Below are 21,063 nucleotides of genomic sequence, written 5' to 3'. Positions count from 1 at the left end.
TCAGCTCGCCTCGGCGATCAGCGAGAGCTGCCTCGGCGCCTCGCCGGTGAGGTCCGTGAGCGTGGTCGGGTAGTCGCCCGTGAAACAGTGGTCGGTGAACTGGGGGCGGAGATTGTCGCGCCCGTCATAACCCATGGCGCGGTAGAGGCCGTCGACGGACAGGAAGGCGAGGCTGTCGGCGCCGATGAACTCGCACATCTCCTCGACCGTGTGGTTCGCCGCGAGGAGTTTGGAGCGTTCCGGCGTGTCGATGCCGTAAAAGTCCGAATGGGTGATGGGCGGGCAGGCGAGGCGGAAATGGACCTCGGTCGCGCCGGCGTCCCGCATCATCTTGACGATCTTCACCGAGGTCGTGCCGCGCACCAGGCTGTCGTCGACGAGCACGACGCGCTTGCCCTTGATCTGGCTGCGGTTCGCCGAGTGCTTCATCCGGACGCCGAGCTCGCGCACGCCTTGCGTCGGCTGGATGAAGGTGCGCCCGACATAGTGGTTGCGGATGATGCCGAGCTCGAACGGCACGCCGGATTCCTGGGAGAAGCCGATCGCGGCGGGCACGCCCGAGTCCGGGATCGGCACGATCACATCGGCGCCGGGGAGCGATTCGCGGGCGAGCTCGACGCCCATGCGCTTGCGGACTTCGTAGACCGACTGGCCCTGCACGATCGAATCGGGTCTCGCGAAATACACGAATTCGAAGATGCAGGGCCGCATGCGCTGCGGCGGGAAGGGCTTCAGCGACTGAATGCCCTCCTCGGAGATGATCACCACCTCTCCGTTCTCGATGTCGCGGACGTATTTCGCCCCGATGATGTCGAGCGCGCAGGTTTCCGATGTCAGGATGTAGCAGCCGTCGAGCTCGCCCAGGATCAGCGGGCGGATGCCGAGCGGGTCGCGCACGCCGATCAGCTTCTTGGTGGTCAGCGCGACCAGCGCGTAGGCGCCCTCGATCTCGCGGAGCGCGTTGACGAAGCGGTCGATGATGCGCGGCCTCCGGCTCTGGGCGACGAGGTGGAGGATCACCTCGGTGTCCGAGGTCGACTGGCAGATCGCGCCGGCGCGGACGAGCTCGCGGCGGAGCGTCTGGGCGTTGGTGAGGTTGCCGTTATGCGCCACCGCCATGCCGCCGGCGTCGAGCTCGGCGAACAGCGGCTGGACGTTGCGGAGGATGGTTTCGCCGGTGGTCGAGTAGCGGTTGTGGCCGATCGCGGCGAGGCCGGGCAGCCGGGCGATGACGCGGGCGTCGGAGAAGTGGTCGCCGACGAGGCCGAGCCGGCGTTCGGCGTGGAAGCGCGCGCCGTCATGGCTGACGATGCCGGCCGCCTCCTGGCCGCGGTGCTGCAGGGCGTGCAGGCCGAGCGCGGTGAGCGCCGCGGCTTCGGGATGGCCGTAGACGCCGAACACGCCGCACTCCTCGTGCAGCCGGTCGGCCTCGAGATCGAAGAACGCCGACGCGTCGCCGGCCCCGGCTTCGGAATCCATCATCGCACCCAACTCCTCGCGCATCGGAGTCTTACGCCGCAAAACCAGACTTCAGCCCGTCACTGACGGGGCTTTTGATCCTGCTCGAGCAATCTGTCGATGCCCTGCCGATCCGCAGGGTTCTGGTCCGGCGCCTCGTCGGGCGCCTGGGGAGCGTCGGGCGCCGACGGCGCGGCCGGGTTGGCCGCCTCTCCGGAGCCGTCCCGGCGCTTCAGTCTCTGCAAGATGGTGCTTTCGGGGTCTTCCGGCAACATCGCCAGAAGCTTGTCCCCGGCGTCCTGCAGCATCGGCTTCGATTGCGCCGTCCTGAACCACTCCGGCTGGCCCTTGTCGGGCACGAGCCAGGTGAAGAACATGAACGCGACCACGACGAGGAGCAGACCGCGCGCCGCCCCGAAGGCGAAGCCTAGGATGCGGTCGACCGGGCCGACCCGGCTGTCGAGGATCGCGTCCGAAATCTTCATTGTGATGAAGGACACGACGAGCAGCACGACGACGAAGATCGAGCCGGCCGCCAGCACGTCGACGAGCTGCGGCGGATTGAACTTGATGTTCTCGCGAGCGATCGTCCGCGCAGGCTCGAAGAAATACCAGGTGGCGGCCGCCGCCGCGACCCAGGAGGCGATCGACAGGGCTTCGCGCGTGAAGCCCCGGACCATGGCGAGCAGCGCCGACACGCCCATCACGGCGATCAGGATGACGTCGAGAAGCGTGATGGTCATCTACGCGGGCCGCGGACCTTGGCTCTGAACGGGCGGGCGGAAGCTTCCGGCTCTGTGCGGAAGCGCGGGCGCGGTTTCTATACCCCTCATGACGGTCCCCGTCACGCGCCTTTGCGCGCGGCCTCGGCGCGCGCGGCCAACCGGGCCACGAGCGCGTCGAGCGTCGCGACCGGGACCGACTGCAGCCCCGCCTCGCGCGCGGCGTCCTCGGCGGCCGCCGGCAGGGCGGCGCGCGCGAAGCCGAGACGGGCAGCCTCCCGCAGCCTCAGGGTCGGATGAGACACCGGGCGCACCGCGCCCGTCAGTCCAATCTCGCCGAAGAACACGGCGTCGACCGGAAGCGGCGCGTCGGTCATGGACGAGATCAGCGCCGCCGCGACCGCAAGATCCGCTGCCGGCTCCTGGACCTTCAGGCCGCCCGCGACCGCGAGGTGGACGTCGTGGCCGCCAAGCCTGACGCCGCAGCGCGCCTCAAGCACGGCAAGCACCATGGCGAGCCGCGAGCCTTCCCAGCCGACGACCGCCCGGCGCGGCGTGCCGAGCGTGGAGGGCACGACGAGCGCCTGGATCTCGACCAGCAGGGGGCGCGAACCTTCGAGCCCTGCGAAGACGGCCGCCCCCGGCGCGTCCGGCTCGCGGTCGCCGAGGAACAGCGCCGAGGGGTTGCGCACCTCCTCCAGCCCCGCGCCGGTCATGGCGAAGACGCCGATCTCGTCGGTCGGGCCGAAGCGGTTCTTCTGGGCGCGCAGGATGCGGAAGTCGCGGCCCGAATCGCCCTCGAAGGACAGCACGGCGTCGACCATGTGCTCGACCACGCGAGGCCCGGCGATCTGGCCGTCCTTGGTGACGTGGCCGACCAGCACGACGCAGGCGCCGGTGGTCTTGGCGTAGCGGATCATGGCCTGGGCGGAGGCGCGCACCTGGGTCACGGTGCCGGGCGCAGACTCCACCTGCCCGGTCCAGAGCGTCTGAATCGAATCGATGATCACGAGCCGGGGCGGAGGTCCGCTCTTCAGCGTCGCGAGGATGTCCTCGACGCAGGTCTCGGCCGCGAGCGCCACGGGCGCGTCGCTCAGCCCGAGCCGCTGGGCGCGGAGCCTGACCTGCCCTGCCGCCTCCTCGCCCGAGACATAGACGACGCGATGGTCGGCGCGCGCAAGCTCGGCGGTCGCCTGGATCAGCAGCGTCGACTTGCCGATGCCTGGATCGCCGCCGAGCAGCAGGGCCGAGCCGTGCACGAAGCCGCCGCCGGTGACGCGGTCGAGCTCGGCGATGCCGACCTCGAGCCGCGGCGCCTCGTCGGGCGCGCCGGACAGCCCTTCCAACACGACGACCCGTCCGCGTCCGAGCGCGCGGACCGTCGAGCCGCCCGGAAGCGGCGCGGCGGCCGCTTCCTCGACGATCGAGTTCCACGCGCCGCAGGCCTCGCATTTCCCCGCCCAGCGCGACGAGACCGCGCCGCAGGACTGGCAGACGAAGGTGGATTTTCCGCGGGACATCAGGGGAGGTCGAGATTCTTCAAAAGCAGGCGGGGACTGCGCGCGCCGTGGACGATGCGAAGCACCCGGATCGCATCTGTCTGGATGATGTAGACGATAAGATAGTTTCCATGCACGAGGCGACGGATCGATTGTCCCTTTGCGAGGCCAATGATCGGGCCGCGCTGTGAGGCCGTTTCAAGCGCAAGACAGCGGTCCACGATCTCGTTCGCCAGGCGCGCCGCCGCCGCTGGGTTCTCCTGGCGAATGAAGGTCTCGATTTCCAGAATGTCAGTGGCGGCGCGCGGCGTGATGCGAACCTTCATTCGGAGGTCTGGTCAACCGTCATTCGCTCGGAGCGCGCAAGCTCCAGAAATGCGCGGACTTCGTCGACGGTCATTTCGCGGCCATTCGCCAAATCCTCGAAACTCGGCGCGAGAAAGGCCTCCAATTCGGCCTCGTCCCGTTCCCGTTGAAGCTCTCGCTCCTCCAACGCCCGCAGCCCGTCGCGCACCACCTCGCTCGCGTTGTTGTAGCGGCCGGACGCGACCATCGACTTGATGAAATTCTCGAAATGCTCGCCGAGGGCGAAACTGGACGGCATGGCGGCCTCCATTATCAACTGTTGATAATAGGCGTCGCGGGCGCCGCCGGCAATCAGCCGACATAGTGGCGCTCATAGCGCCGGCCGAGCGCCGTCAGCACCTCGTAGCCGATGGTGTTGCAGGCTCTGGCCAATTGGTCGACGCTGACGTGGTCGCCGAGAATCTCGACCCATGCGCCGCGGCGCGCGGCGCCGTCCGGCGCGTCGGTCACGTCGATCGCGATCAGGTCCATCGAGATGCGGCCGACATAGGGGCAGGGCGTCTCGCCCAGGAAGCCGACGGCTCCCGGCGACACGTCCTCCGAGCCGCCGGCCCGCATGACGCCGTCCGCATAGCCGAGCGACAGCACTGCGATGCGGGAAGGCCGCTTGAGGCGCTGCGCGCCGCCATAGCCGACCGCTTCTCCCTCGGCCGCGTCCCTGACCTGGACGATCCGCGCCTCCAACTGGACGACGGGCTTCAGCGGGGAGGGACGGCCGGCGATCGGGTTCGAGCCATAGAGCGCGACGCCCGGGCGCCGCAGGTCGAAGCCGAGGTCCCCGCCTTCGGTCCGCCCGAGCAGGGTTCCGGCGGAGTTGGCGAGGCTTGCGGGCGTTTCCGGACACAGCGCGCGAAGCTCGGCGAACAGCGCGCGCTGCCGTTCGGTCTCGGGCCGCTCGGGCTCGTCCGCGCAGGCGAGATGGCTCATCAGCAGCGAAGGCCGGAACCCGGGTCCCCCGCCTGCGAACATCGCGCGCGCTTCCTCGGGCCGCAGCCCGAGCCGGTTCATGCCGGTGTCGACATGGATCGCCGCCGGAAAGCCTTCGCCCGCCGAGGCGACGAAGGCCGCCCATTCCTCGATCTCCTCGCGCGAGCCGAGCACGGGTCGCGCGCCCGTCTGCGCATAGGCGGCGGCCGCGCCTGGCGGCAGGCCGTTGAGGATATAGACGGCGGCCGTGGGAGCGACGCGGCGCGCGACCCGGGCCTCAGAGAGATGCGCGACGAAGAAGGTCTTCGCGCCGGCCCCGGCCAACGCGCGGACGGCGTGCTCCAGCCCGGTCCCGTAAGCGTCGGCCTTCACCACCGCGGCGCATTCGCTCGTCGCCGACAGGGCCGCGAGCGTGCGCCAATTGTCGGCGAGTGCGCCGAGATCGATCGTCAGCCGGGCGCCGGGGAAGGCTTCGCTCACATCCTCTCCGGCAGCCGGTCTTCCTGCGCCAGATTGCCGAAGCGGGTATACTCCGCCTCGAACTGCAGCTCGACCGTCCCCGTCGGGCCATGGCGCTGCTTGCCGATGATCACCTCGGCCTTGCCCGACACGTTCTCCATCTCGATCATCCACTGGTCGAACTCTGGCGTGCCTTCGCGGGGCTTCTTGTTCTTCACGTAGTACTCCTCGCGGAAAACGAACAGCACCACGTCGGCGTCCTGCTCGATCGAGCCGGACTCGCGAAGGTCGGAGAGCTGCGGGCGCTTGTCCTCGCGCGATTCGACCTGACGCGAGAGCTGCGAGAGCGCGATGATCGGCACGGCGAGCTCCTTGGCGAGCGCCTTCATGCCGGTCGTGATCTCGGTCATCTCCTGCACCCGGTTGTCGCCCTTCTTGGTCGAGCCGGAAAGCAGCTGAAGATAGTCGACGACCAGCAAATCGAGGCCCTTGGAGCGCTTCAGACGCCGGGCGCGCGCGGCGAGCTGGGCGATCGACAGGCCGCCGGTCTCGTCGATGAACAGCGGCGAGCGCTGCATCTCGCCGACCGCCTCGGTCAGCTTGAAGAACTCGCTCTCGCTGATCGCGCCGCGGCGGATCTTGGACGACGAGATCTCCGCCTGTTCGGCGACGATGCGGGTCGCGAGCTGCTCAGCCGACATTTCGAGCGAGAAGAAGCCCACGATCCCGCCATTGACGGTCTTCACGCGCCCGTCGGCCTGGGTCTCGCCCTGATAGGCCTTCGCGATGTTGTACGCGATGTTGGTGGCGAGCGAGGTCTTGCCCATGCCCGGGCGCCCCGCGAGGATGATGAGGTCGGAGGCCTGCAGCCCGCCCATCAGCCGGTCGAGGTCGTCGAGGCCGGTCGCGACGCCCGACAGGCCGCCGTCGCGCTTGTAGGCCGCGGCCGCCATGTCGACGGCGGTCTTCAGCGCGTGCGAGAAGGTCTGGAAGCCGCCGTCATAGCGGCCGGTCTCGGCCAGCGCGAACAGCTTGCGCTCGGCGTCCTCGATCTGGTCGCGCGGCGTCGCCTCCACGGGCGCGTCATAGGCGACGTTGACCACGTCCTCGCCGATGCCGATCAGCGCGCGGCGGAGCGCGAGGTCGTAGATCGTGCGGCCATAGTCTTCGGCGTTGATGACGGTCGTGGCCTCGGCCGCGAGGCGGGCGAGATATTGCGGCATGGTGAGGCCGCCGAGGTCGAGATCGACGGGCAGGAAGGTCTTGATGGTGACCGGCGTCGCGGCCTTGCCGGCGCGCACCAGGCTCATCGCGATCTCGTAGATCCGGGCGTGCAGCCCCTCATAGAAATGGCCGGGCTCTAGGAAGTCCGAGACCCGCCAGAACGCGTCGTTGTTGACCAGCACCGCGCCGAGCAGCGCCTGCTCGGCCTCGATGTTGTGAGGCGCTTGACGGTATTGCGGCTCAGGGTCGACGAGGCGCGGAACGAGGGCGTTGGCGGCTGACATCCGGGCGTCTTCGGCTGGAGAAGGTTAGCGAAGCGTTAGCACCGACCTCATCGGTTCGGGCGTCGATCTGCGGGCGGAGGAGCGTCGTTCCCGATTCCCACAGCGGGCCAAATCACCGATTCGAATCGCTTGACCGTCGCTTCCGTCCAACGTCGGGAACAAATATAGAACATCTTGTCGCCACGCGCATCTCGTTTCGCGCGGTTCGGGACCCCGTGGCGCGGGCCCAAACAAAAACGCCCGGCGCGAGGGCCGGGCGTTTGGATTGAGGAACGACGTCCGGCGGCTTCAGGCCGTCGGTTCGTCCGCCGCGGTCGCGCCGTCGGTCTCCTCGAAGATCTCCGGCTGCTCGTCGCGGTCGCGACGGCCGCGGCGATCGTCATCATCGTCTTCCGAGAAGGTCTCGAACGCCGGGCCTTCCTCGCGCTGCGTCAGGTCCTCGCCCGCCGCCTGGCGCTGAGCCTCGCCTTCGGAGCGCGCGACGTTGATCGTCACGTGGACCTCGACCTCGGGGTGGAGCTGGATCGGTAGGACATGCAGGCCGATCGTCTTGATCGGCGCGTTCAGCACCACCTGGTTGCGGGCGACCGACGTCCCGTCCCTGGTCAGGGCCTCGGCCACGTCCCGCGTGGACACCGAGCCGTAGAGCTGGCCGGTCTCGCCGGCCTGGCGGACCAGCACCAGCACCTTGCCGTCGATCTTCTCGCCGACGCGCTCGGCCTCGCTCTTGAGCTCGAGGTTGCGGGCTTCGAGCTGGGAGCGCTGCTCCTCGAAGCGCTTGCGGTTGGCCTCGTTGGCGCGCAGCGCCTTGTGGCGCGGCAGCAGGAAGTTGCGGGCGTAGCCGTCCTTGACGCGCACCTCGTCGCCCATCTGGCCGAGCCGGGCGATACGTTCGAGCAGGATCACTTGCATCTGTCTTCTCCGTTCATTCCGTCGAGTTGTTCATGCGTCATGGCAGGTTGGCGGGGGCCGTGGGCGGCGGCCCGCCGGGGGGAGGGCCGAAGCGCCTCCGGATTCCGAAAAGCTGTTCGGAGAGCCCGAGCCCCGCGAGGAACAGCGCGATCCAGGGCTGCAGCATCAAAAGCGCGTAGAGCGCGAACAGGATCAGCCCGCGGGCGGGCGCTGCGCGGGTCGTGACATGCATCACCGCGAGGCCGAGCAGCGTGAAGACCAGCAGGAAGGTCGCGGCGAACAGCGCGGCGATCAGGCCCGGCAAACCGGGGAGAAACGAGCCGAGAAATCCGGCCGCGAGGATCAGCGCCGCGGCGCGCGGCGGGTCCATGGCGGCGAGGTCGGGCCAGGGCCGCACGAGCCGGCCGGACGACCGGCAGATGCGCCCCGCGAGCCAGAGGTTGAGCAGCGTCGAAAGCGTCCACACTGTCGCGGCGAGGCCCGGCGCCGCGATCGTCATGAGTTCGATCACCGCCTTCGGGTCCTGCCCGCCTGGAAGCTGCGGCGCCTCGCCGCCGGGGCTCGCGCCCATCAGCGCCTTCGAGAAGACGTCACGCAGCGCCGCGCGGTATTCCTCGAGCGTGGAGCCGACCAGCGGCACGGTCGCCGCGACCAGCAGCGCCCCGAGCCCGGCGCACCAGGCGACCAGGCGGCCGACCGGGTACCATTCCGTCACGCCGGTCGCCGCGTCGACGCGGGCGAGCAGCGCGAGATAGGCGAGCCACCAGGCCGGCAGGCCGACCGCGAGCGCGAAATAGAGACCGGTCTTGGGGCCGATCGCGAGCGTCAGCGCGACCATGCCGAAGGCGGCGCCGGCGAGCCCCGCATGATGGCGCCAGCCGACGCCCGCGAGCAGGATCGGCAGCGGCGCGACGTAGAGCAGCATCAGCGCGAGCGCCGAGCCGGACGCCGCGGCGGCGTAGAGCAGCGCCGAGACGGAGCCGGCGGCGACGCCGATCAGGAGGAGGGGGGCGGGCGACATGTCGCGTTCGGACGTCCTGCTGTCCCGCGGGGAAGTCCGCGGTTAGGGCGGCAAGAGTCCGCCCAACGACGCCGGCCGAGGCCGACGAAATGGAAATCGCGTCATCCCGGACGGCCAAAGGCCGATCCGGGGTCGTTCAGGCGACAGGCGCCCGACAACTCGACCGTCGTCCCGGGCTTATCCCGGGACCCATGACCACGTCCGGCGCCTGACGGGCCGGAGCGCGGCGGAAGCGGATTCCGGGACAATCCCAGAATGACGGCGCTTTACTTGACTTGCGATCCCGGCTCTGCGCTTCGCTTCGGCCGGGATGACGTCGAGCGGCCCGGAGGCCGCCCTAGATCACTTGATGACGTAGGGCAGCAGGCCGAGGAAGCGGGCGCGCTTGATCGCCTTGGCGAGCTCGCGCTGCTTCTTGGCGGAGACCGCCGTGATGCGCGACGGCACGATCTTGCCGCGCTCGGAAATGTAGCGCTGCAGCAGCCGCACGTCCTTGTAGTCGATCTTCGGCGCGTTGGCGCCCGAGAACGGGCAGGTCTTGCGGCGACGGAAGAAGGGGCGGCGCTGGCCGCCCGAAGCTGCGGCGGCCATCAGTTCGCCTCCCCACCAAAGTCGTCGCGGCGCGGGCGGTCGTCGCGAGGTCTGTCGTCACGGTCGCGGCGCGGGCCACGGTCGCCGCCGCCGCCGAACCCGCCCCGGCCGCCGCGCGGGCGGTCGTCGCGGTCGTCGCGGTCGCGGCGCTGGAGCATCGCGGACGGGCCCTCTTCGAGCTCGTCGACCTTGATGGTCATGAAGCGCAGCACGTCTTCGGAGATGCCCATCTGGCGCTCCATCTCGGCGACGGCGGCGGCCGGCGCGTCGATGTTGAGCAGCGTGTAATGGGCCTTGCGGTTCTTGTGGATGCGGTAGGCGAGCGGTTTGACGCCCCAGTGCTCGGTCTTCGCGACCTCGCCGCCCTGGCTTTCCAGGAGCTGCTTGTACTGGGCGGTCATCTCCTCGACCTGCTGCGACGTCACGTCCTGGCGCGCCAGGAAGACGTGTTCGTAGAGCGGCATGGGATATGGCCTTCTCTCAGGTTGACGACTGCCGTCCGGCGCGAAGCCCTCCGAGCCTCATCGAAGGCCCGAACGAATTCTCGAAGGCGGAGACACGGGAGGCCGGACCTTTTGAGGTCCTGGCCGGCGGACCGACCCCTCCGTTCAGCCCCCAGCCGAACGACGCGAAGCGGCGCGTATAGAGGATGAGGGGCGGGGAGGCAAGCCCGCGTGCTGCGTTGCAAAAATATCGCGGTCGCGGACGGTCACGAAATAGCCATTTGATCACATTCGGGGGCCACATTCGGCCGTCATTGGGCCACGCGTCTGAAACGCCTGACCTGGGGTAAGCATGTCTTTCAAATACGCATCCGCCGTCGCAGCCCTCGCAGCCGCCGGCGCGTTCGCCGGTTCGGCCGCCCGCGCGGCCGATCTCCCGGCCTATGAGCCGGCTCCCGCGGTCGCGGCGCCGGTCCCGTCCTTCACGTGGTCCGGTCCTTATGTCGGTCTGCAGGGCGGCTACAGCTGGGGCGACACCGACGCCGGCAAGATCAAGCCGAAGGGCGTCTCGCTCGGCGGATACGTCGGCTACAACGTGCAGCTCGACGGTTCTCCGGTCGTGCTCGGCGTCGAGACCGACTTCAACTGGTCGAACGCCGACGACAAGATCGGCGGCGCCAAGTTCGAGTCGCGCTGGAACGGCGCGACCCGCGGCCGCGTCGGCTATGCGTTCGACCGCTTCCTGGTCTACGGGGCGGCCGGCGTCGCCTATGCCGACACCCGCGTGAAGGCGGGCGGCGCGAAAGATTCGCAGGCCACCATTGGCTGGACGGTCGGCGGCGGCGCGGAATACGCCGTGACCGACAACGTCGCGCTGCGGGCCGACTACCGCTTCGCCGATTATGGCAAGGAGAAGTACGACCTCGGCCGCGCCTCGACGAAGGTGTCCTACGACGAGCACCGCGTGATGGGCGGCGTCTCCTACAAGTTCAGCTGGTGAGGCGTCCCGCCTGACGGCCGGCAAGACCAAGGCTCCGCGGCTCGCGCCGCGGAGCCCTTTGCGTTTCGGGGGGGCGCCTCAGGCGTCGTCCTGGCGCGCCGCCTCCTCGCCGCCGATGTCGATCTCGTCGAACACCTCCTGGGCCGCGATCAGCGCCCGCACCGCGGCCGGGAAGCCGCCATAGATCGCCATCTGCATCAGGATCTCGACGATCTCCTCGCGCGAGAGGCCGATATTGAGCCCTCCGCGGACATGCCACTTCAGCTGCCCCTCGGCGTTTCCGAGCGCGGCGAGCGCCGCGATGGTGGCGACCTGGCGGGACCGGCGGTCGAGGCCGGGGCGGCAATAGACGTCGCCGAAGCAGTAGTCGACGAGCTGCCGGGCGAAGTCGGGCGAGATGCGCCCGAGGCGCTCGATCACCTCCTCGCCCGGCCGTCCGTGATACTCCGACAAGGTGCGGCGGCCCCTGGCTTGGCGGTCGTCGGCGTCGCTCATCTGCGCTCCTGCTTTCCGAAAATGCCGGGCATGGGCGTCGGTGCGGCGCCGGACTTGCAGGTCAGTCCCACAAGTCGTTCCAACGGCGACGGGGGAACGCGGTGCTAGGCTGTCGCAACCATCCGCCCCACACCGCGTTCCGTCCACCCTGGAGGGCGTCGCGCCCCGCAAAACGGCGCCCGTCCCAATGAAGATCCGCATCGGCTTCGAGATCGTCCACACCTTCCCGCAGCCGACCCCGCTGCTTGCGATGCTCAACGTGCATCCGAGCCGCGAGAAGGACCTGCTGACGCCCGACACGATCTCGGCGTATCCGTTCACGCCGATCTCGACCTATATCGACGATTTCGGCAACATCTGCAGCCGTATGACCGCGCCGGCCGGCGACTTCACGCTCACCACCGACGCGCTGGTGGCGGACAGCGGCGAGCCCGACGTCGTGTCCCCGAACGCCCCGCAGCACGCCGTTCAGGAGCTGCCCGAGGACACGCTGATCTATCTGCTCGGCAGCCGCTATTGCGAAACCGACCGTTTGGCCGAGGAGGCCTGGCGGCTGTTCGGGAACGGCCCGATGGGCTGGGCGCGCGTGCAGATGATCGTCGCTTATGTGCATGAGCGCGTGTCGTTCGGCTACGCGCATGCGCGTCCCACCAAATCGGCGTGGGAGACGCATGAGGAGCGGCAGGGCGTCTGCCGCGATTTCGCGCATCTCGCCATCACCCTGTGCCGTTGCATGAACATCCCGGCGCGCTACGCGACCGGCTATCTGGGCGACATCGGCGTGCCCAAGGATCCGGCGCCGATGGATTTCTCGGCCTGGATGGAGGTCTATCTCGGCGGCCGCTGGCACACGTTCGACGCGCGCCACAATCGCCCCCGCATCGGCCGCATCGTCATGGGCCGCGGCCGCGACGCCTCCGACGTCGCGCTGACCAACGTGTTCGGCCCAAACACGTTGAAGAGCTTCCGGGTCTGGACCGACGAGGTCGTCGAATAGCTCCGTCGGGCACGCCACGCGCTTGACATGGCCTGCGCCCGCCTGCTTTGCGTCCCGCGTCATCCTTAAGGACGCAAGGCGCGCGCATTGAGCATCGCATTGATCTTTCCGGGGCAGGGCAGCCAGCAGGTCGGCATGGGCCGCGCGCTTGCGGACCAGTTCGCCGTCGCGCGCGCCGTCTTCGAGGAGGTCGACGCGGCGCTTGGCGAGAGCCTGTCGCAGACGATCTTCGAAGGCCCGGAAGACAAGCTCGTGCTGACCGCGAACGCCCAGCCCGCGCTGATGGCGGTGAGCCTCGCGGCGCTGCGCGTGCTGCAGTCTGAAACCGGGCTCGACGTCGGCCGCCACGCGGCCTTCGTGGCGGGCCATTCGCTCGGCGAGTATTCGGCGCTGGCCGCGGCGGGCAGCCTTTCGATCGCCGACGCCGCGAAGCTGCTGAGGACCCGCGGCAAGGCGATGCAGACTGCGGTGCCTGTGGGCGAAGGCGCGATGGCCGCGCTGCTCGGACTCGATATCGAGACGGCCCGCGCGGTCGCCGAGGAGGCGGCCCAGGGCGAGGTCGTCCAGGCCGCGAACGACAACGCGCCCGGCCAGGTCGTGGTCTCGGGGGCGAAGGCCGCGGTCGAGCGCGCGATGGCCGTCGCCAAGACGCGCGGCGCGAAGCGCGCGATGCTGCTTCCGGTCTCCGCGCCGTTCCATTGCGCGCTGATGGGCCCGGCCGCGGAGGTCATGCGCGAAGCACTCGCGAATGTGAAGATCCACGCGCCCAAGGCGCCTCTTATCGCGAATGTGACCGCGGGTCCGATCACCGAGCCCGAGGCGATCCGGGCCCGGCTCGTCGAACAGGTCACGGGCGCGGTGCGCTGGCGCGAGTCGGTGGCCTTCATGGCCGGCGCCGGTGTGTCTCGGTTCATTGAAATCGGCGCCGGCAAGGTGTTGGCCGGTCTGGTCAAGCGGATCGCGCCCGAGGCCTCGGGCGAGTCGGTCGGCGCGCCTGACGACGTGGCGCGGCTTAAGGCCGAGGCCGCGTTTCCGGCGCAAGGCTGAAGGAGCCCCGATGTTCGATCTTTCCGGCCGCAAGGCGCTCGTCACCGGCGCGACCGGCGGCATCGGCAAGGCGATAGCTGCGGCCCTGCACGCGCAGGGCGCGACCGTCGCGCTCTCCGGCACGCGCCGCGAGGCGCTGGATGCGCTCGCGAGCGAGCTCGGCGGCAACGCCCATGTGCTCCCGACCGACCTCAAGGACGCCGCCGCCGTCGACGCGTTGCCCGGGGCGGCCGAGACCGCCATGGGCGGGCTGGACATTCTGGTGCACAACGCCGGCGTCACCCGCGACAATCTGTTCCTGCGGATGAAGGACGAGGAGTGGGCCGACGTCATCACGGTCAACCTCGCGGCCGGATTCCGGCTCTACCGGGCGGCGCTCAAGGGCATGATGAAGCGCCGCTACGGACGGCTGATCGGCATCACGTCGCTGGTCGGCGTCACGGGCAATCCGGGGCAGGGCAACTACGCGGCCTCGAAGGCCGGGCTGATCGGCATGTCGAAGTCGCTGGCCTATGAGGTCGCGAGCCGCAACATCACCGTCAACTGCGTCGCGCCGGGCTTCATCGAGAGCCCGATGACCGACGCGCTCAACGAGAAGCAGCGCGCGGGCGCGATCGAACGCATCCCCGCCGGCCGCTTCGGCGCGGGCGTCGACGTCGCGGCCGCGACGGTCTATCTCGCGAGCGAGGAGGCGGCTTACGTCACCGGCCAGACGCTGCATGTGAACGGCGGCATGGCCATGATTTGACGCGGGTCAGGGCCCCTGCGCGCGTCTGGCGCGGGGCTGGTTAACATGGTACGAACCCGGCCGTCCTTCAGGGGATGGCGACCAGCCGAGAGCCTGCCGTCCCGAAGGATAACCGGCGGCTTCGTCGAAAAAGCGTTTGCCCGGGACGCCGTCCGCCTCCAAATAGCCCCGTTCGGAGGAATCGCGAACCGGACGCCTTGGCCGGGACCGGAACGGTCCGGCGAGGCGATCTTCCGAAAACGAGAATCGAGGGAAAGAGAACGATGAGCGACATTGCCGAACGGGTGAAGAAGATCGTGGTCGAGCATCTCGGCGTCGACGCCGACAAGGTCACAGAGAGCGCAAGCTTCATCGACGATCTCGGCGCCGACAGCCTCGACACGGTCGAGCTCGTGATGGCGTTCGAGGAGGAGTTCGGCTGCGAGATCCCGGACGACGCCGCCGAGACCATCCTGACGGTCGGCGACGCCACCAAGTTCCTCGAGAAGAACGCCGCACAGGCGTGATCGCCGCGCGACGGTCGGCACGCATGACGCTTCGAAACGGCAGGCAGAACAGGACGGGTTCATGAGGCGGGTCGTCGCCACCGGCCTTGGAATCGTCTGTCCGCTCGGCGCCAATGTCCCGACCGTCTGGGATCGGCTGATCGACGGCGAGAGCGGTCTCTCGATCATCCATCAATTCCCGGTCGACGATTTGCCTGCGCGCGTCGCGGGCAGCGTTCCGCGCGGCGACGGGTCGAACGGCACGTTCAACCCCGACGCCGTGATGGAGCCGAAGGAGCAGCGCAAGGTCGACGACTTCATCACTTACGCCGTCGCGGCCGCCGACGAGGCGTTGGCGGATTCGGGATGGAAGCCCGAGACCGAGGACGACCGCTGCGCGACCGGCGTGCTGATCGGCTCCGGCATCGGCGGGCTGAAGGGCATCGAGGACGCGGCGATCGTGCTCGCGGAGAAGGGGCCGCGGCGCATCTCGCCGTTCTTCATCCCGGGCCGGCTGATCAACCTGGCGTCCGGGCATGTGTCGATCAGGCACGGGCTCAAAGGTCCGAACCACGCCGTCGTCACCGCCTGCTCGACCGGCGCCCACGCGATCGGGGACGCGGCGCGCATGATCGCGCTCGGCGACGCCGACGTGATGGTGGCGGGAGGAACCGAATCGCCGATCAGCCGCCTCGGGGTCGCGGGCTTCGTGGCCTGCCGGGCGCTGTCGACCAATTTCAACGACGAGCCGGAACGCGCCTCGCGCCCCTATGACAAGGATCGCGACGGCTTCGTGATGGGCGAAGGCGCAGGCGTCGTGGTGCTCGAGGAGTACGAGCACGCCAGGGCGCGCGGCGCCAAGATCTACGGCGAGGTCGTGGGCTACGGCCTGTCGGGCGACGCCTATCACATCACCGCGCCGGCGATGGACGGCGATGGCGCCTATCGGTGCATGAAGGCGGCGCTGAAGCGCGCCGGGATCGAGCCCAGCGAGGTCGACTACATCAACGCGCACGGCACCTCGACGCCGCTCGGCGACGAGATCGAGCTCGGCGCGGTGACCCGGCTTGTCGGCAACGCCGCCGGCAAGATCACAATGTCGTCGACGAAGTCGGCGATCGGCCATCTGCTCGGCGCCGCCGGCGCGGTCGAGGCGATCTTCTCGCTGCTTGCGATCCGCGACCAGATCGCGCCGCCGACCCGCAATCTCGACGAGCCTTCGGTCGAGACGGCGCTCGATCTCGTGCCCCACAAGGCGAAGAAGATGTCGATCGACTACGCCCTGTCGAATTCCTTCGGCTTCGGCGGCACCAACGCTTCGCTGGTGTTCAAGCGCTTCGACGCCTGATCGGGCCTTGATCGGGGCCGCTTCGGCTTTCGCCACATTCCCGGCTAAAGTGCGCGAAACATCGCGGGCGGGCTTCGCGCCTAACGTCCCCGTGAGGGAGGAGACAGCGTGACGAGCGAGCCGACCGCGCCGGCCGCGGGCGACAGGCGCCCCGACGACATGATCGATCGTCTCGACCACGCGCCGGAGGCCGAGGCCGCTCCGCCGAGCGGGCCGGCGCCCGCCGAAACGGGCGCGGGCGAGGCGAAGCCGCGCAAACGACGCCGCGACGGCGCGCTGGTCGGCTATCTCAGCGGCGTCTTCACGCTCCTCACGCTTGCGACGCTCGCCATCGGCGGCGCGCTCTATTGGGGCAAGTCGGTCTTTGACCGGCCGGGGCCGCTCCAGCGCGACACGACCGTCATGGTCCAGCGCAACCAGGGCGTCACCGAGATCGCCGACAGCCTGGCGCGCGCCGGCGTGATCGACGACGCCAACATCTTCAAGCTCGGCGTCGCGGCCTATGGCGCGAAGGACAAGCTCCGCTTCGGCGAATACGCCTTTCCGGCGAAGGTGAGCATGCGCGAGGCGATGGAGATCATCGTCTCGGGCAAATCGATCGAGCACGCCTTCACGGTTCCGGAAGGCCTCACGAGCCTCCAGATCGTCGAGCGGCTTCGCGACCAGCCGCTGCTCACGGGCGAGATCAAGGAGGCGCCGCCGGAAGGCGCGCTGCTCCCCGAGACCTACAAGTTCACCCGCGGCGACTCGCGCGAGAAGCTGATCGCGCGGATGCGCCAGCACCGCGAGGAGGTGGTCGAGCGGGTCTGGCGGGAGCGCGATCCGGGCTCGACGCTGAAGAGCGTGGACGAGCTCGTCACTCTCGCCTCGCTCGTCGAGAAGGAGACCGGGATCGCCGAGGAGCGGCCGCGCGTCGCCGCCGTTTTCGCGAACCGTCTCGCGCGCGGCATGCGGCTGCAGTCCGATCCCACGATCGTCTACGGGCTCGTGGGCGGGCGGGGGACGCTCGGCCGCAGCCTGACCCGGGCCGACATCCAGTCCAGGACGCCGTACAACACCTATGTCGTGCCCGGCCTTCCGGCGGGGCCGATCGCAAATCCCGGCCGCGACGCGCTCGAGGCCGCGGCGCGGCCCGCCAAGACCAAGGACCTCTATTTCGTCGCCGACGGCTCGGGCGGCCACGCCTTCGCGCCGACGCTCGTCGAGCACAACCGCAACGTCGCGAATTGGCGACGCATCGAAAAGGCGCGCGGCGTGCCGGCCGACCGGCTGGCGCCCGACGAGCAGACGCCGGAGGCCTCGAACGAAGGCGCCGAGACCGCGAACGCCCCAGCGCCGACGCCCTCTGCCGCCAACAGTTCGAGCCCGCCGAAACCCGCCGCCAACGACCGTCGCCGTCCGCGCGAACAGCGATAGGGCTGTCCAAACGCTAGGGACGGGCCACGCTTTCCACGATTTGTCGCCTTCGCACATCGCCGCCGGTCGAAATGTGCGCCACGGACATTTGGGCGCGCGCATGCGGCTCCGCTGTGCTCAAAACAGGTCCCGCCGCGACTCCGCGGCCGAGCCGGAGCCCCACGCGCGATGCCGATCGCCAGCATGACAGGATTCGCTCGGGCCTCCGGCGCGCTCGGTCGGGCCCGCTGGGCCTGGGAGCTCAGGAGCGTCAACGCCAAGGGGCTCGACGTCCGGATGCGCGTGCCGCCGCAATGCGAGGCGATCGAACAGGCGGCGCGCTCCGCCGTGCCGGCGAGGCTGAAGCGCGGCTCGGTGCAGGCGAGCCTCACGCTCGAGCGCCCGGCGAGCGAGGCTCAGGTCCGGATCAACGAGGCGGCGCTTCAGGCGGTGCTCGCCGCAGCCGCGGCGATCGCGGAGCGCGTGCCGGGCGCAGGCGTCCCGTCGGTCGACGCCATCCTCGCCCAGCGCGGCGTGGTGGAATTCGTCGAGCCCGAGGAGACGGCCGACGAGCGCGCGGCCCTCGTCGAGGCGGTCGTCGCGGATTTCGCGCTCGCGCTCGAGCAACTGGCGATCGCCCGCCAAGCCGAGGGCGCGGCGCTCAATGCGGTGCTGGCCGAGCGGCTCGACGACATCGCGCGGCTGACGGCCCAAGCCGACGCCTGCCCGGCGAGATCGCCGGAGGCGGTGAAGGCCCGACTTTCCGAACAGGTGGCGGCGCTGCTCGGAACCGCCATCGCGCTCGATCCCGACCGGCTCCATCAAGAGGCGGCGCTGATCGCGACCAAGGCGGACGTCCGGGAGGAGCTGGACCGGCTTTCCGCGCATGTCGAGGCGGCGCGCACTCTGATCGTCGAGGGCGGCCCGGTCGGGCGCCGGCTCGATTTTCTCGCGCAGGAGTTCGGCCGCGAGTCGAACACGCTCTGCGCCAAGTCCAACGACCGCGCGCTGACCGCGATTGGCCTGGAGCTCAAGGCCGTGGTCGAGCAGTTCCGCGAGCAAGTCCAGAACGTGGAGTAGGCGATGGCCGAAACGGAACAGGCGCCGGAGCTCGCCCGGCGCGGCGTGATGCTCATCCTGTCGTCTCCCTCGGGGGCGGGGAAGTCGACGCTTACGCGCAACTTGATTGAGGCGGATCCGGAGGTCGAGCTGTCGATCTCGGTGACGACCCGGGCCAAGCGGGCGAGCGAGATCGACGGCCGGCACTATCATTTCATTTCGCGCAAGCGGTTCGATGAGATGCGCGCCGGCCGTGATCTGCTTGAGTGGGCCGAGGTCCACGGCAACTGCTACGGCACGCCGCGCCAGCCGGTCGAGGACGCGCTCGCGGCCGGCCGCGACGTGCTGTTCGACATCGACTGGCAGGGCGCGGCGCAGGTGCGGGAGGCTGTCGACGAGAACGTGGTCTCTGTCTTCGTGCTGCCGCCGTCGGCCGCGGAGCTGCGCGCCCGGCTCGATCGCCGGGCGGAGGACGCGCCGGACGTGATCGCGCGCCGTCTTCGCAACGCCGCGGTCGAGATCGGCCATTGGGCCGAATACGACTATGTCGTGATCAACGATGATCTCGACCGATGCTTCAACGAGATCCGCTCGATCCTCGAGGCCGAGCGTCTGCGGCGTTCCCGCCGTCTGGCCGTCGGCGCGTTCGCCGAGAGCCTCGCCGAGGAGCTCGGGGCCACGCTGTTGTGATGAGTGGAAGCGAGGACGGCGAGGAGACCGAAGAGGACGCCGGCGAACTGGCGGCCGCGCGGCTCGTCGAGAACGAGCGCATCAAGCTGATCGCGACGCTGCTGAACGCGCTGGCCTCGGGCTCGGTGCTCGCGGGGATCGTCATCCCGCTGGCGTCGGCGCTCGCCGGGACCATGCCGGCCGGGATCCAGCCCTCGATCGGTCGGCTTTTATTGGCGACCATGGTTTGGCTTTCGACGGGCTTCGTCCTACATTACTGGGCGACACGGGTTCTGGGAAAGCTCAAGCCATGACTGTCGAGACCTATCTGCTCTTCGTCGCGCCTCTGCTGGTGCTCGGTTTCGGCGCCTCCGTGATGGCTTTTCACGAGATGCAGCATCGCCGCGCCGAAGCGCGCCTTGTGAAGGTCCGCGCTGCACGAAACGTCAGGCGCTGAGCGCCGCCCGCGCCCTCGCGAGCGCCACAAAACCCTCGACCGGTATCTCCTCGGCCCGCCGGGTCGGTTCGATCCCTGTGGCCTGAAGCAGGGCCGCCGGGTCGCCGAGGCTCTTCAGGCTCTGTCTCAGCATCTTCCGGCGCTGGCCGAAGGCCGCCTGCGTCACGATTTCGAGATCCCGGACGGGGCAGGCGAGCGGCGCCGCCCGTGGGACGAGACGCACCACCGACGACGTCACATTGGGCGGCGGCGTGAAGGCCTGCCGGGCGACGTCGAAAGCGATCTTCGCCTCGCAGCGCCAGCCGCACAGCACGCCGAGCCTTCCATAGGCCTCGTCGCCCGGCTGGGCCACGATCCGCTCGGCGACCTCGCGCTGGAACATCAGCGTCAGGCTGTCCCACCAGGGCGGCCAGGCCTCCGTCGCGACCCAGCCCGTCAGGAGCGGCGTCGCGACGTTGTAGGGGAGGTTCGCGACCACCCGCGCCGGGCCGTCGCCCGCCAGCGCTCTCATATCGACCGACAGCGCGTCGCCCTCGACGATCTCCAGGCGGCCCGGATAGCGCCCGGCGATCTCCCCGAGCGCCGCGATGGCGCGGGAATCCTTCTCGATCGCCACGACGCGCGCCGCCCCCTCCGCGAGCAGCGCCCGCGTCAGCCCGCCGGGACCGGGCCCGACCTCGATCACCGTGACGCCTTCGAGCCGGCCGCTTGCGCGCGCGATCCGGCTGGTGAGGTTGAGATCGAGCAGGAAGTTCTGGCCGAGCGATTTCTTGGGCGCGAGCCCGTGCCGTTGGATGACCTCGCGGAGCGGCGGCAGGTCGTCGACCGGGCTCACGCGATGACGGGTTCGTGGGACAGCCGCGCCGCGAGGCCGAGCGCCGCCATCAGGCTGGACGGATCTCCCGCGCCAGTTCCCGCGATGTCGAAGGCCGTGCCGTGGTCGGGCGAGGTCCGCACGAAGGGCAGGCCGAGCGTGACGTTCACCGCGCGGTCGAAGGCGAGCGTCTTCACCGGGATCAGCGCCTGGTCGTGATACATGGCGAGCGCCGCGTCGTAGCGCGCGCGGGCGGCGGCATGGAACATCGTGTCGGCCGGGTGGGGCCCGGTCACGACGAGCCCCTCGGCCTTCAGGCGCTCGACGGCCGGCGCGATGACGCTTGCGTCCTCGTCGCCCAGCACGCCGTTCTCGCCGGCGTGCGGGTTGAGACCCGCGATCGCAAGCCGCGGCCGCTCGATCCGGAAGCGCCGGCAGAGGTCGCGGGCGACGATCCGGCCGGTCGCCACGATGTCGTCTTCGGTGAGCGTGGCGCAGGCTTTGGCGAGCGGCACATGGACCGTGACGGGGACGACCGCGATCTCCTCCGCCCAGAGCAGCATGACTGCGCGGACGGGGTTTCCCCAGAGGTTCTCAGAAAGCGCGCCGAGATATTCGGTGTGGCCGGGATGCGGGAAGCCCG

Annotated in this window: 25 protein-coding genes; 11 read left to right on the top strand and 14 right to left on the bottom strand. The window is 69.5% G+C overall.

Annotation, left to right across the window (positions count from 1 at the left end):
- The 11 genes from purF to rpsF form a co-directional block, all read right to left on the bottom strand.
- Nucleotides 1-1,479: an amidophosphoribosyltransferase gene (purF, locus tag EK403_RS05295; protein WP_206659485.1), complete on the bottom strand. Its 1,479-nt coding sequence runs from the start codon at nt 1,477-1,479 to the stop codon at nt 1-3.
- A 59-nt stretch (nt 1,480-1,538) separates the two neighbouring features.
- Nucleotides 1,539-2,201, bottom strand: coding sequence for a CvpA family protein (locus tag EK403_RS05290; protein WP_128776440.1), 663 nt, complete (start codon nt 2,199-2,201; stop codon nt 1,539-1,541).
- Nucleotides 2,202-2,302: 101 nt separating this feature from the next.
- Complete coding sequence (gene radA, locus EK403_RS05285; protein WP_128776439.1) at nt 2,303-3,700, bottom strand: DNA repair protein RadA; 1,398 nt, start codon at nt 3,698-3,700, stop codon at nt 2,303-2,305.
- Complete coding sequence (locus tag EK403_RS05280; protein WP_128776438.1) at nt 3,700-4,005, bottom strand: type II toxin-antitoxin system RelE/ParE family toxin; 306 nt, start codon at nt 4,003-4,005, stop codon at nt 3,700-3,702. Before EK403_RS05280 ends, radA begins: the two co-directional genes overlap by 1 nt.
- Nucleotides 4,002-4,295, bottom strand: coding sequence for a type II toxin-antitoxin system ParD family antitoxin (locus tag EK403_RS05275; protein ID WP_245479516.1), 294 nt, complete (start codon nt 4,293-4,295; stop codon nt 4,002-4,004). The genes EK403_RS05280 and EK403_RS05275 overlap by 4 nt, the downstream gene beginning before the upstream one ends.
- 41 nt (nt 4,296-4,336) lie before the next feature.
- Entirely contained in the window at nt 4,337-5,452 is a 1,116-nt protein-coding gene (gene alr, locus EK403_RS05270; protein ID WP_128776437.1) for an alanine racemase, read from the bottom strand.
- Nucleotides 5,449-6,939, bottom strand: a complete 1,491-nt coding sequence (locus tag EK403_RS05265; protein WP_128776436.1) for a replicative DNA helicase — start codon at nt 6,937-6,939, stop codon at nt 5,449-5,451. Before EK403_RS05265 ends, alr begins: the two co-directional genes overlap by 4 nt.
- Before the next feature lie 288 nt (nt 6,940-7,227).
- Complete coding sequence (rplI, locus tag EK403_RS05260) at nt 7,228-7,851, bottom strand: 50S ribosomal protein L9 (protein ID WP_128776435.1); 624 nt, start codon at nt 7,849-7,851, stop codon at nt 7,228-7,230.
- A gap of 37 nt (nt 7,852-7,888) precedes the next feature.
- Nucleotides 7,889-8,872 carry a DUF2232 domain-containing protein gene (locus EK403_RS05255; protein WP_128776434.1) on the bottom strand — a complete coding sequence of 328 codons (984 nt, stop codon included), beginning with the start codon at nt 8,870-8,872 and terminating at the stop codon, nt 7,889-7,891.
- A gap of 342 nt (nt 8,873-9,214) precedes the next feature.
- Entirely contained in the window at nt 9,215-9,463 is a 249-nt protein-coding gene (rpsR, locus tag EK403_RS05250) for a 30S ribosomal protein S18 (protein WP_128776433.1), read from the bottom strand.
- Nucleotides 9,463-9,927 (bottom strand): 30S ribosomal protein S6, encoded by a 465-nt coding sequence (rpsF, locus tag EK403_RS05245; RefSeq protein ID WP_128776432.1) that lies wholly within the window; start codon nt 9,925-9,927, stop codon nt 9,463-9,465. The genes rpsR and rpsF overlap by 1 nt, the downstream gene beginning before the upstream one ends.
- 331 nt (nt 9,928-10,258) lie before the next feature.
- Here rpsF and EK403_RS05240 point away from each other — a divergent pair, with 331 nt between their 5' ends.
- A complete protein-coding gene (locus EK403_RS05240; RefSeq protein WP_128776431.1) occupies nt 10,259-10,906 on the top strand; it encodes an outer membrane protein in 648 nt (215 codons plus the stop codon).
- A 78-nt stretch (nt 10,907-10,984) separates the two neighbouring features.
- Here the strand turns inward: EK403_RS05240 and EK403_RS05235 are convergent, their stop codons facing one another.
- The gene (locus tag EK403_RS05235) at nt 10,985-11,401 is read right to left on the bottom strand and encodes a carboxymuconolactone decarboxylase family protein (protein WP_128776430.1); all 417 of its coding nucleotides are present in this window, start codon (nt 11,399-11,401) and stop codon (nt 10,985-10,987) included.
- 187 nt (nt 11,402-11,588) lie between these two features.
- Here EK403_RS05235 and EK403_RS05230 point away from each other — a divergent pair, with 187 nt between their 5' ends.
- The 10 genes from EK403_RS05230 to EK403_RS22215 all read left to right on the top strand — a co-directional run bounded on the left by EK403_RS05230 (nt 11,589) and on the right by EK403_RS22215 (nt 19,606).
- On the top strand, nt 11,589-12,398 hold the full coding sequence (locus EK403_RS05230) for a transglutaminase-like domain-containing protein (RefSeq protein WP_128776429.1): 810 nt from the start codon (nt 11,589-11,591) through the stop codon (nt 12,396-12,398).
- Nucleotides 12,399-12,485: 87 nt separating this feature from the next.
- On the top strand, nt 12,486-13,445 hold the full coding sequence (fabD, locus tag EK403_RS05225) for an ACP S-malonyltransferase (RefSeq protein ID WP_128776428.1): 960 nt from the start codon (nt 12,486-12,488) through the stop codon (nt 13,443-13,445).
- A gap of 10 nt (nt 13,446-13,455) precedes the next feature.
- Complete coding sequence (gene fabG, locus EK403_RS05220; RefSeq protein ID WP_128776427.1) at nt 13,456-14,193, top strand: 3-oxoacyl-[acyl-carrier-protein] reductase; 738 nt, start codon at nt 13,456-13,458, stop codon at nt 14,191-14,193.
- Between the two features lie 263 nt (nt 14,194-14,456).
- Complete coding sequence (locus EK403_RS05215) at nt 14,457-14,699, top strand: acyl carrier protein (protein ID WP_128776426.1); 243 nt, start codon at nt 14,457-14,459, stop codon at nt 14,697-14,699.
- A gap of 61 nt (nt 14,700-14,760) precedes the next feature.
- Entirely contained in the window at nt 14,761-16,026 is a 1,266-nt protein-coding gene (fabF, locus tag EK403_RS05210; protein ID WP_128776425.1) for a beta-ketoacyl-ACP synthase II, read from the top strand.
- A 108-nt stretch (nt 16,027-16,134) separates the two neighbouring features.
- On the top strand, nt 16,135-17,442 hold the full coding sequence (mltG, locus tag EK403_RS05205; protein WP_245479515.1) for an endolytic transglycosylase MltG: 1,308 nt from the start codon (nt 16,135-16,137) through the stop codon (nt 17,440-17,442).
- A 168-nt stretch (nt 17,443-17,610) separates the two neighbouring features.
- Nucleotides 17,611-18,501 carry a YicC/YloC family endoribonuclease gene (locus tag EK403_RS05200; RefSeq protein ID WP_128776424.1) on the top strand — a complete coding sequence of 297 codons (891 nt, stop codon included), beginning with the start codon at nt 17,611-17,613 and terminating at the stop codon, nt 18,499-18,501.
- Nucleotides 18,502-18,504: 3 nt separating this feature from the next.
- The gene (gene gmk, locus EK403_RS05195) at nt 18,505-19,170 is read left to right on the top strand and encodes a guanylate kinase (RefSeq protein WP_128776423.1); all 666 of its coding nucleotides are present in this window, start codon (nt 18,505-18,507) and stop codon (nt 19,168-19,170) included.
- Nucleotides 19,170-19,463, top strand: coding sequence for a hypothetical protein (locus EK403_RS05190; RefSeq protein ID WP_128776422.1), 294 nt, complete (start codon nt 19,170-19,172; stop codon nt 19,461-19,463). Before gmk ends, EK403_RS05190 begins: the two co-directional genes overlap by 1 nt.
- Complete coding sequence (locus EK403_RS22215) at nt 19,460-19,606, top strand: hypothetical protein (RefSeq protein ID WP_164919499.1); 147 nt, start codon at nt 19,460-19,462, stop codon at nt 19,604-19,606. Before EK403_RS05190 ends, EK403_RS22215 begins: the two co-directional genes overlap by 4 nt.
- Here the strand turns inward: EK403_RS22215 and rsmA are convergent.
- Together rsmA and EK403_RS22955 are read right to left on the bottom strand one after the other, a co-directional pair.
- Entirely contained in the window at nt 19,596-20,441 is an 846-nt protein-coding gene (gene rsmA, locus EK403_RS05185; RefSeq protein WP_128776421.1) for a 16S rRNA (adenine(1518)-N(6)/adenine(1519)-N(6))-dimethyltransferase RsmA, read from the bottom strand. The two genes, EK403_RS22215 and rsmA, sit on opposite strands and share 11 nt — an antisense overlap.
- Nucleotides 20,438-21,063 (bottom strand): 4-hydroxythreonine-4-phosphate dehydrogenase PdxA (locus tag EK403_RS22955; protein WP_245479514.1); only part of this gene is annotated, 626 nt, incomplete at its 5' end. The genes EK403_RS22955 and rsmA, both read right to left, overlap by 4 nt.

This window comes from Hansschlegelia zhihuaiae, assembly GCF_004103825.1.
GTDB classification, from domain to species: Bacteria; Pseudomonadota; Alphaproteobacteria; order Rhizobiales; family Methylopilaceae; genus Methylopila; species Methylopila zhihuaiae.
This window is presented reverse-complemented; position numbering and strand designations above follow the sequence as displayed.

Bases quoted from the DNA above. Each gene is read 5' to 3' on its own strand.
- purF (WP_206659485.1), bottom strand. From the start codon at position 1,479: ATGGATTCCGAAGCCGGGGCCGGCGACGCGTCGGCGTTCTTCGATCTC.
- EK403_RS05290 (WP_128776440.1), bottom strand. From the start codon at position 2,201: ATGACCATCACGCTTCTCGACGTCATCCTGATCGCCGTGATGGGCGTG.
- radA (WP_128776439.1), bottom strand. From the start codon at position 3,700: ATGTCCCGCGGAAAATCCACCTTCGTCTGCCAGTCCTGCGGCGCGGTC.
- EK403_RS05280 (WP_128776438.1), bottom strand. From the start codon at position 4,005: ATGAAGGTTCGCATCACGCCGCGCGCCGCCACTGACATTCTGGAAATC.
- EK403_RS05275 (WP_245479516.1), bottom strand. From the start codon at position 4,295: ATGGAGGCCGCCATGCCGTCCAGTTTCGCCCTCGGCGAGCATTTCGAG.
- EK403_RS05265 (WP_128776436.1), bottom strand. From the start codon at position 6,939: ATGTCAGCCGCCAACGCCCTCGTTCCGCGCCTCGTCGACCCTGAGCCG.
- rplI (WP_128776435.1), bottom strand. From the start codon at position 7,851: ATGCAAGTGATCCTGCTCGAACGTATCGCCCGGCTCGGCCAGATGGGC.
- EK403_RS05255 (WP_128776434.1), bottom strand. From the start codon at position 8,872: ATGTCGCCCGCCCCCCTCCTCCTGATCGGCGTCGCCGCCGGCTCCGTC.
- rpsR (WP_128776433.1), bottom strand. From the start codon at position 9,463: ATGGCCGCCGCAGCTTCGGGCGGCCAGCGCCGCCCCTTCTTCCGTCGC.
- rpsF (WP_128776432.1), bottom strand. From the start codon at position 9,927: ATGCCGCTCTACGAACACGTCTTCCTGGCGCGCCAGGACGTGACGTCG.
- EK403_RS05240 (WP_128776431.1), top strand. From the start codon at position 10,259: ATGTCTTTCAAATACGCATCCGCCGTCGCAGCCCTCGCAGCCGCCGGC.
- EK403_RS05235 (WP_128776430.1), bottom strand. From the start codon at position 11,401: ATGAGCGACGCCGACGACCGCCAAGCCAGGGGCCGCCGCACCTTGTCG.
- EK403_RS05230 (WP_128776429.1), top strand. From the start codon at position 11,589: ATGAAGATCCGCATCGGCTTCGAGATCGTCCACACCTTCCCGCAGCCG.
- fabG (WP_128776427.1), top strand. From the start codon at position 13,456: ATGTTCGATCTTTCCGGCCGCAAGGCGCTCGTCACCGGCGCGACCGGC.
- EK403_RS05215 (WP_128776426.1), top strand. From the start codon at position 14,457: ATGAGCGACATTGCCGAACGGGTGAAGAAGATCGTGGTCGAGCATCTC.
- fabF (WP_128776425.1), top strand. From the start codon at position 14,761: ATGAGGCGGGTCGTCGCCACCGGCCTTGGAATCGTCTGTCCGCTCGGC.
- EK403_RS05200 (WP_128776424.1), top strand. From the start codon at position 17,611: ATGCCGATCGCCAGCATGACAGGATTCGCTCGGGCCTCCGGCGCGCTC.
- gmk (WP_128776423.1), top strand. From the start codon at position 18,505: ATGGCCGAAACGGAACAGGCGCCGGAGCTCGCCCGGCGCGGCGTGATG.
- EK403_RS05190 (WP_128776422.1), top strand. From the start codon at position 19,170: ATGAGTGGAAGCGAGGACGGCGAGGAGACCGAAGAGGACGCCGGCGAA.
- EK403_RS22215 (WP_164919499.1), top strand. From the start codon at position 19,460: ATGACTGTCGAGACCTATCTGCTCTTCGTCGCGCCTCTGCTGGTGCTC.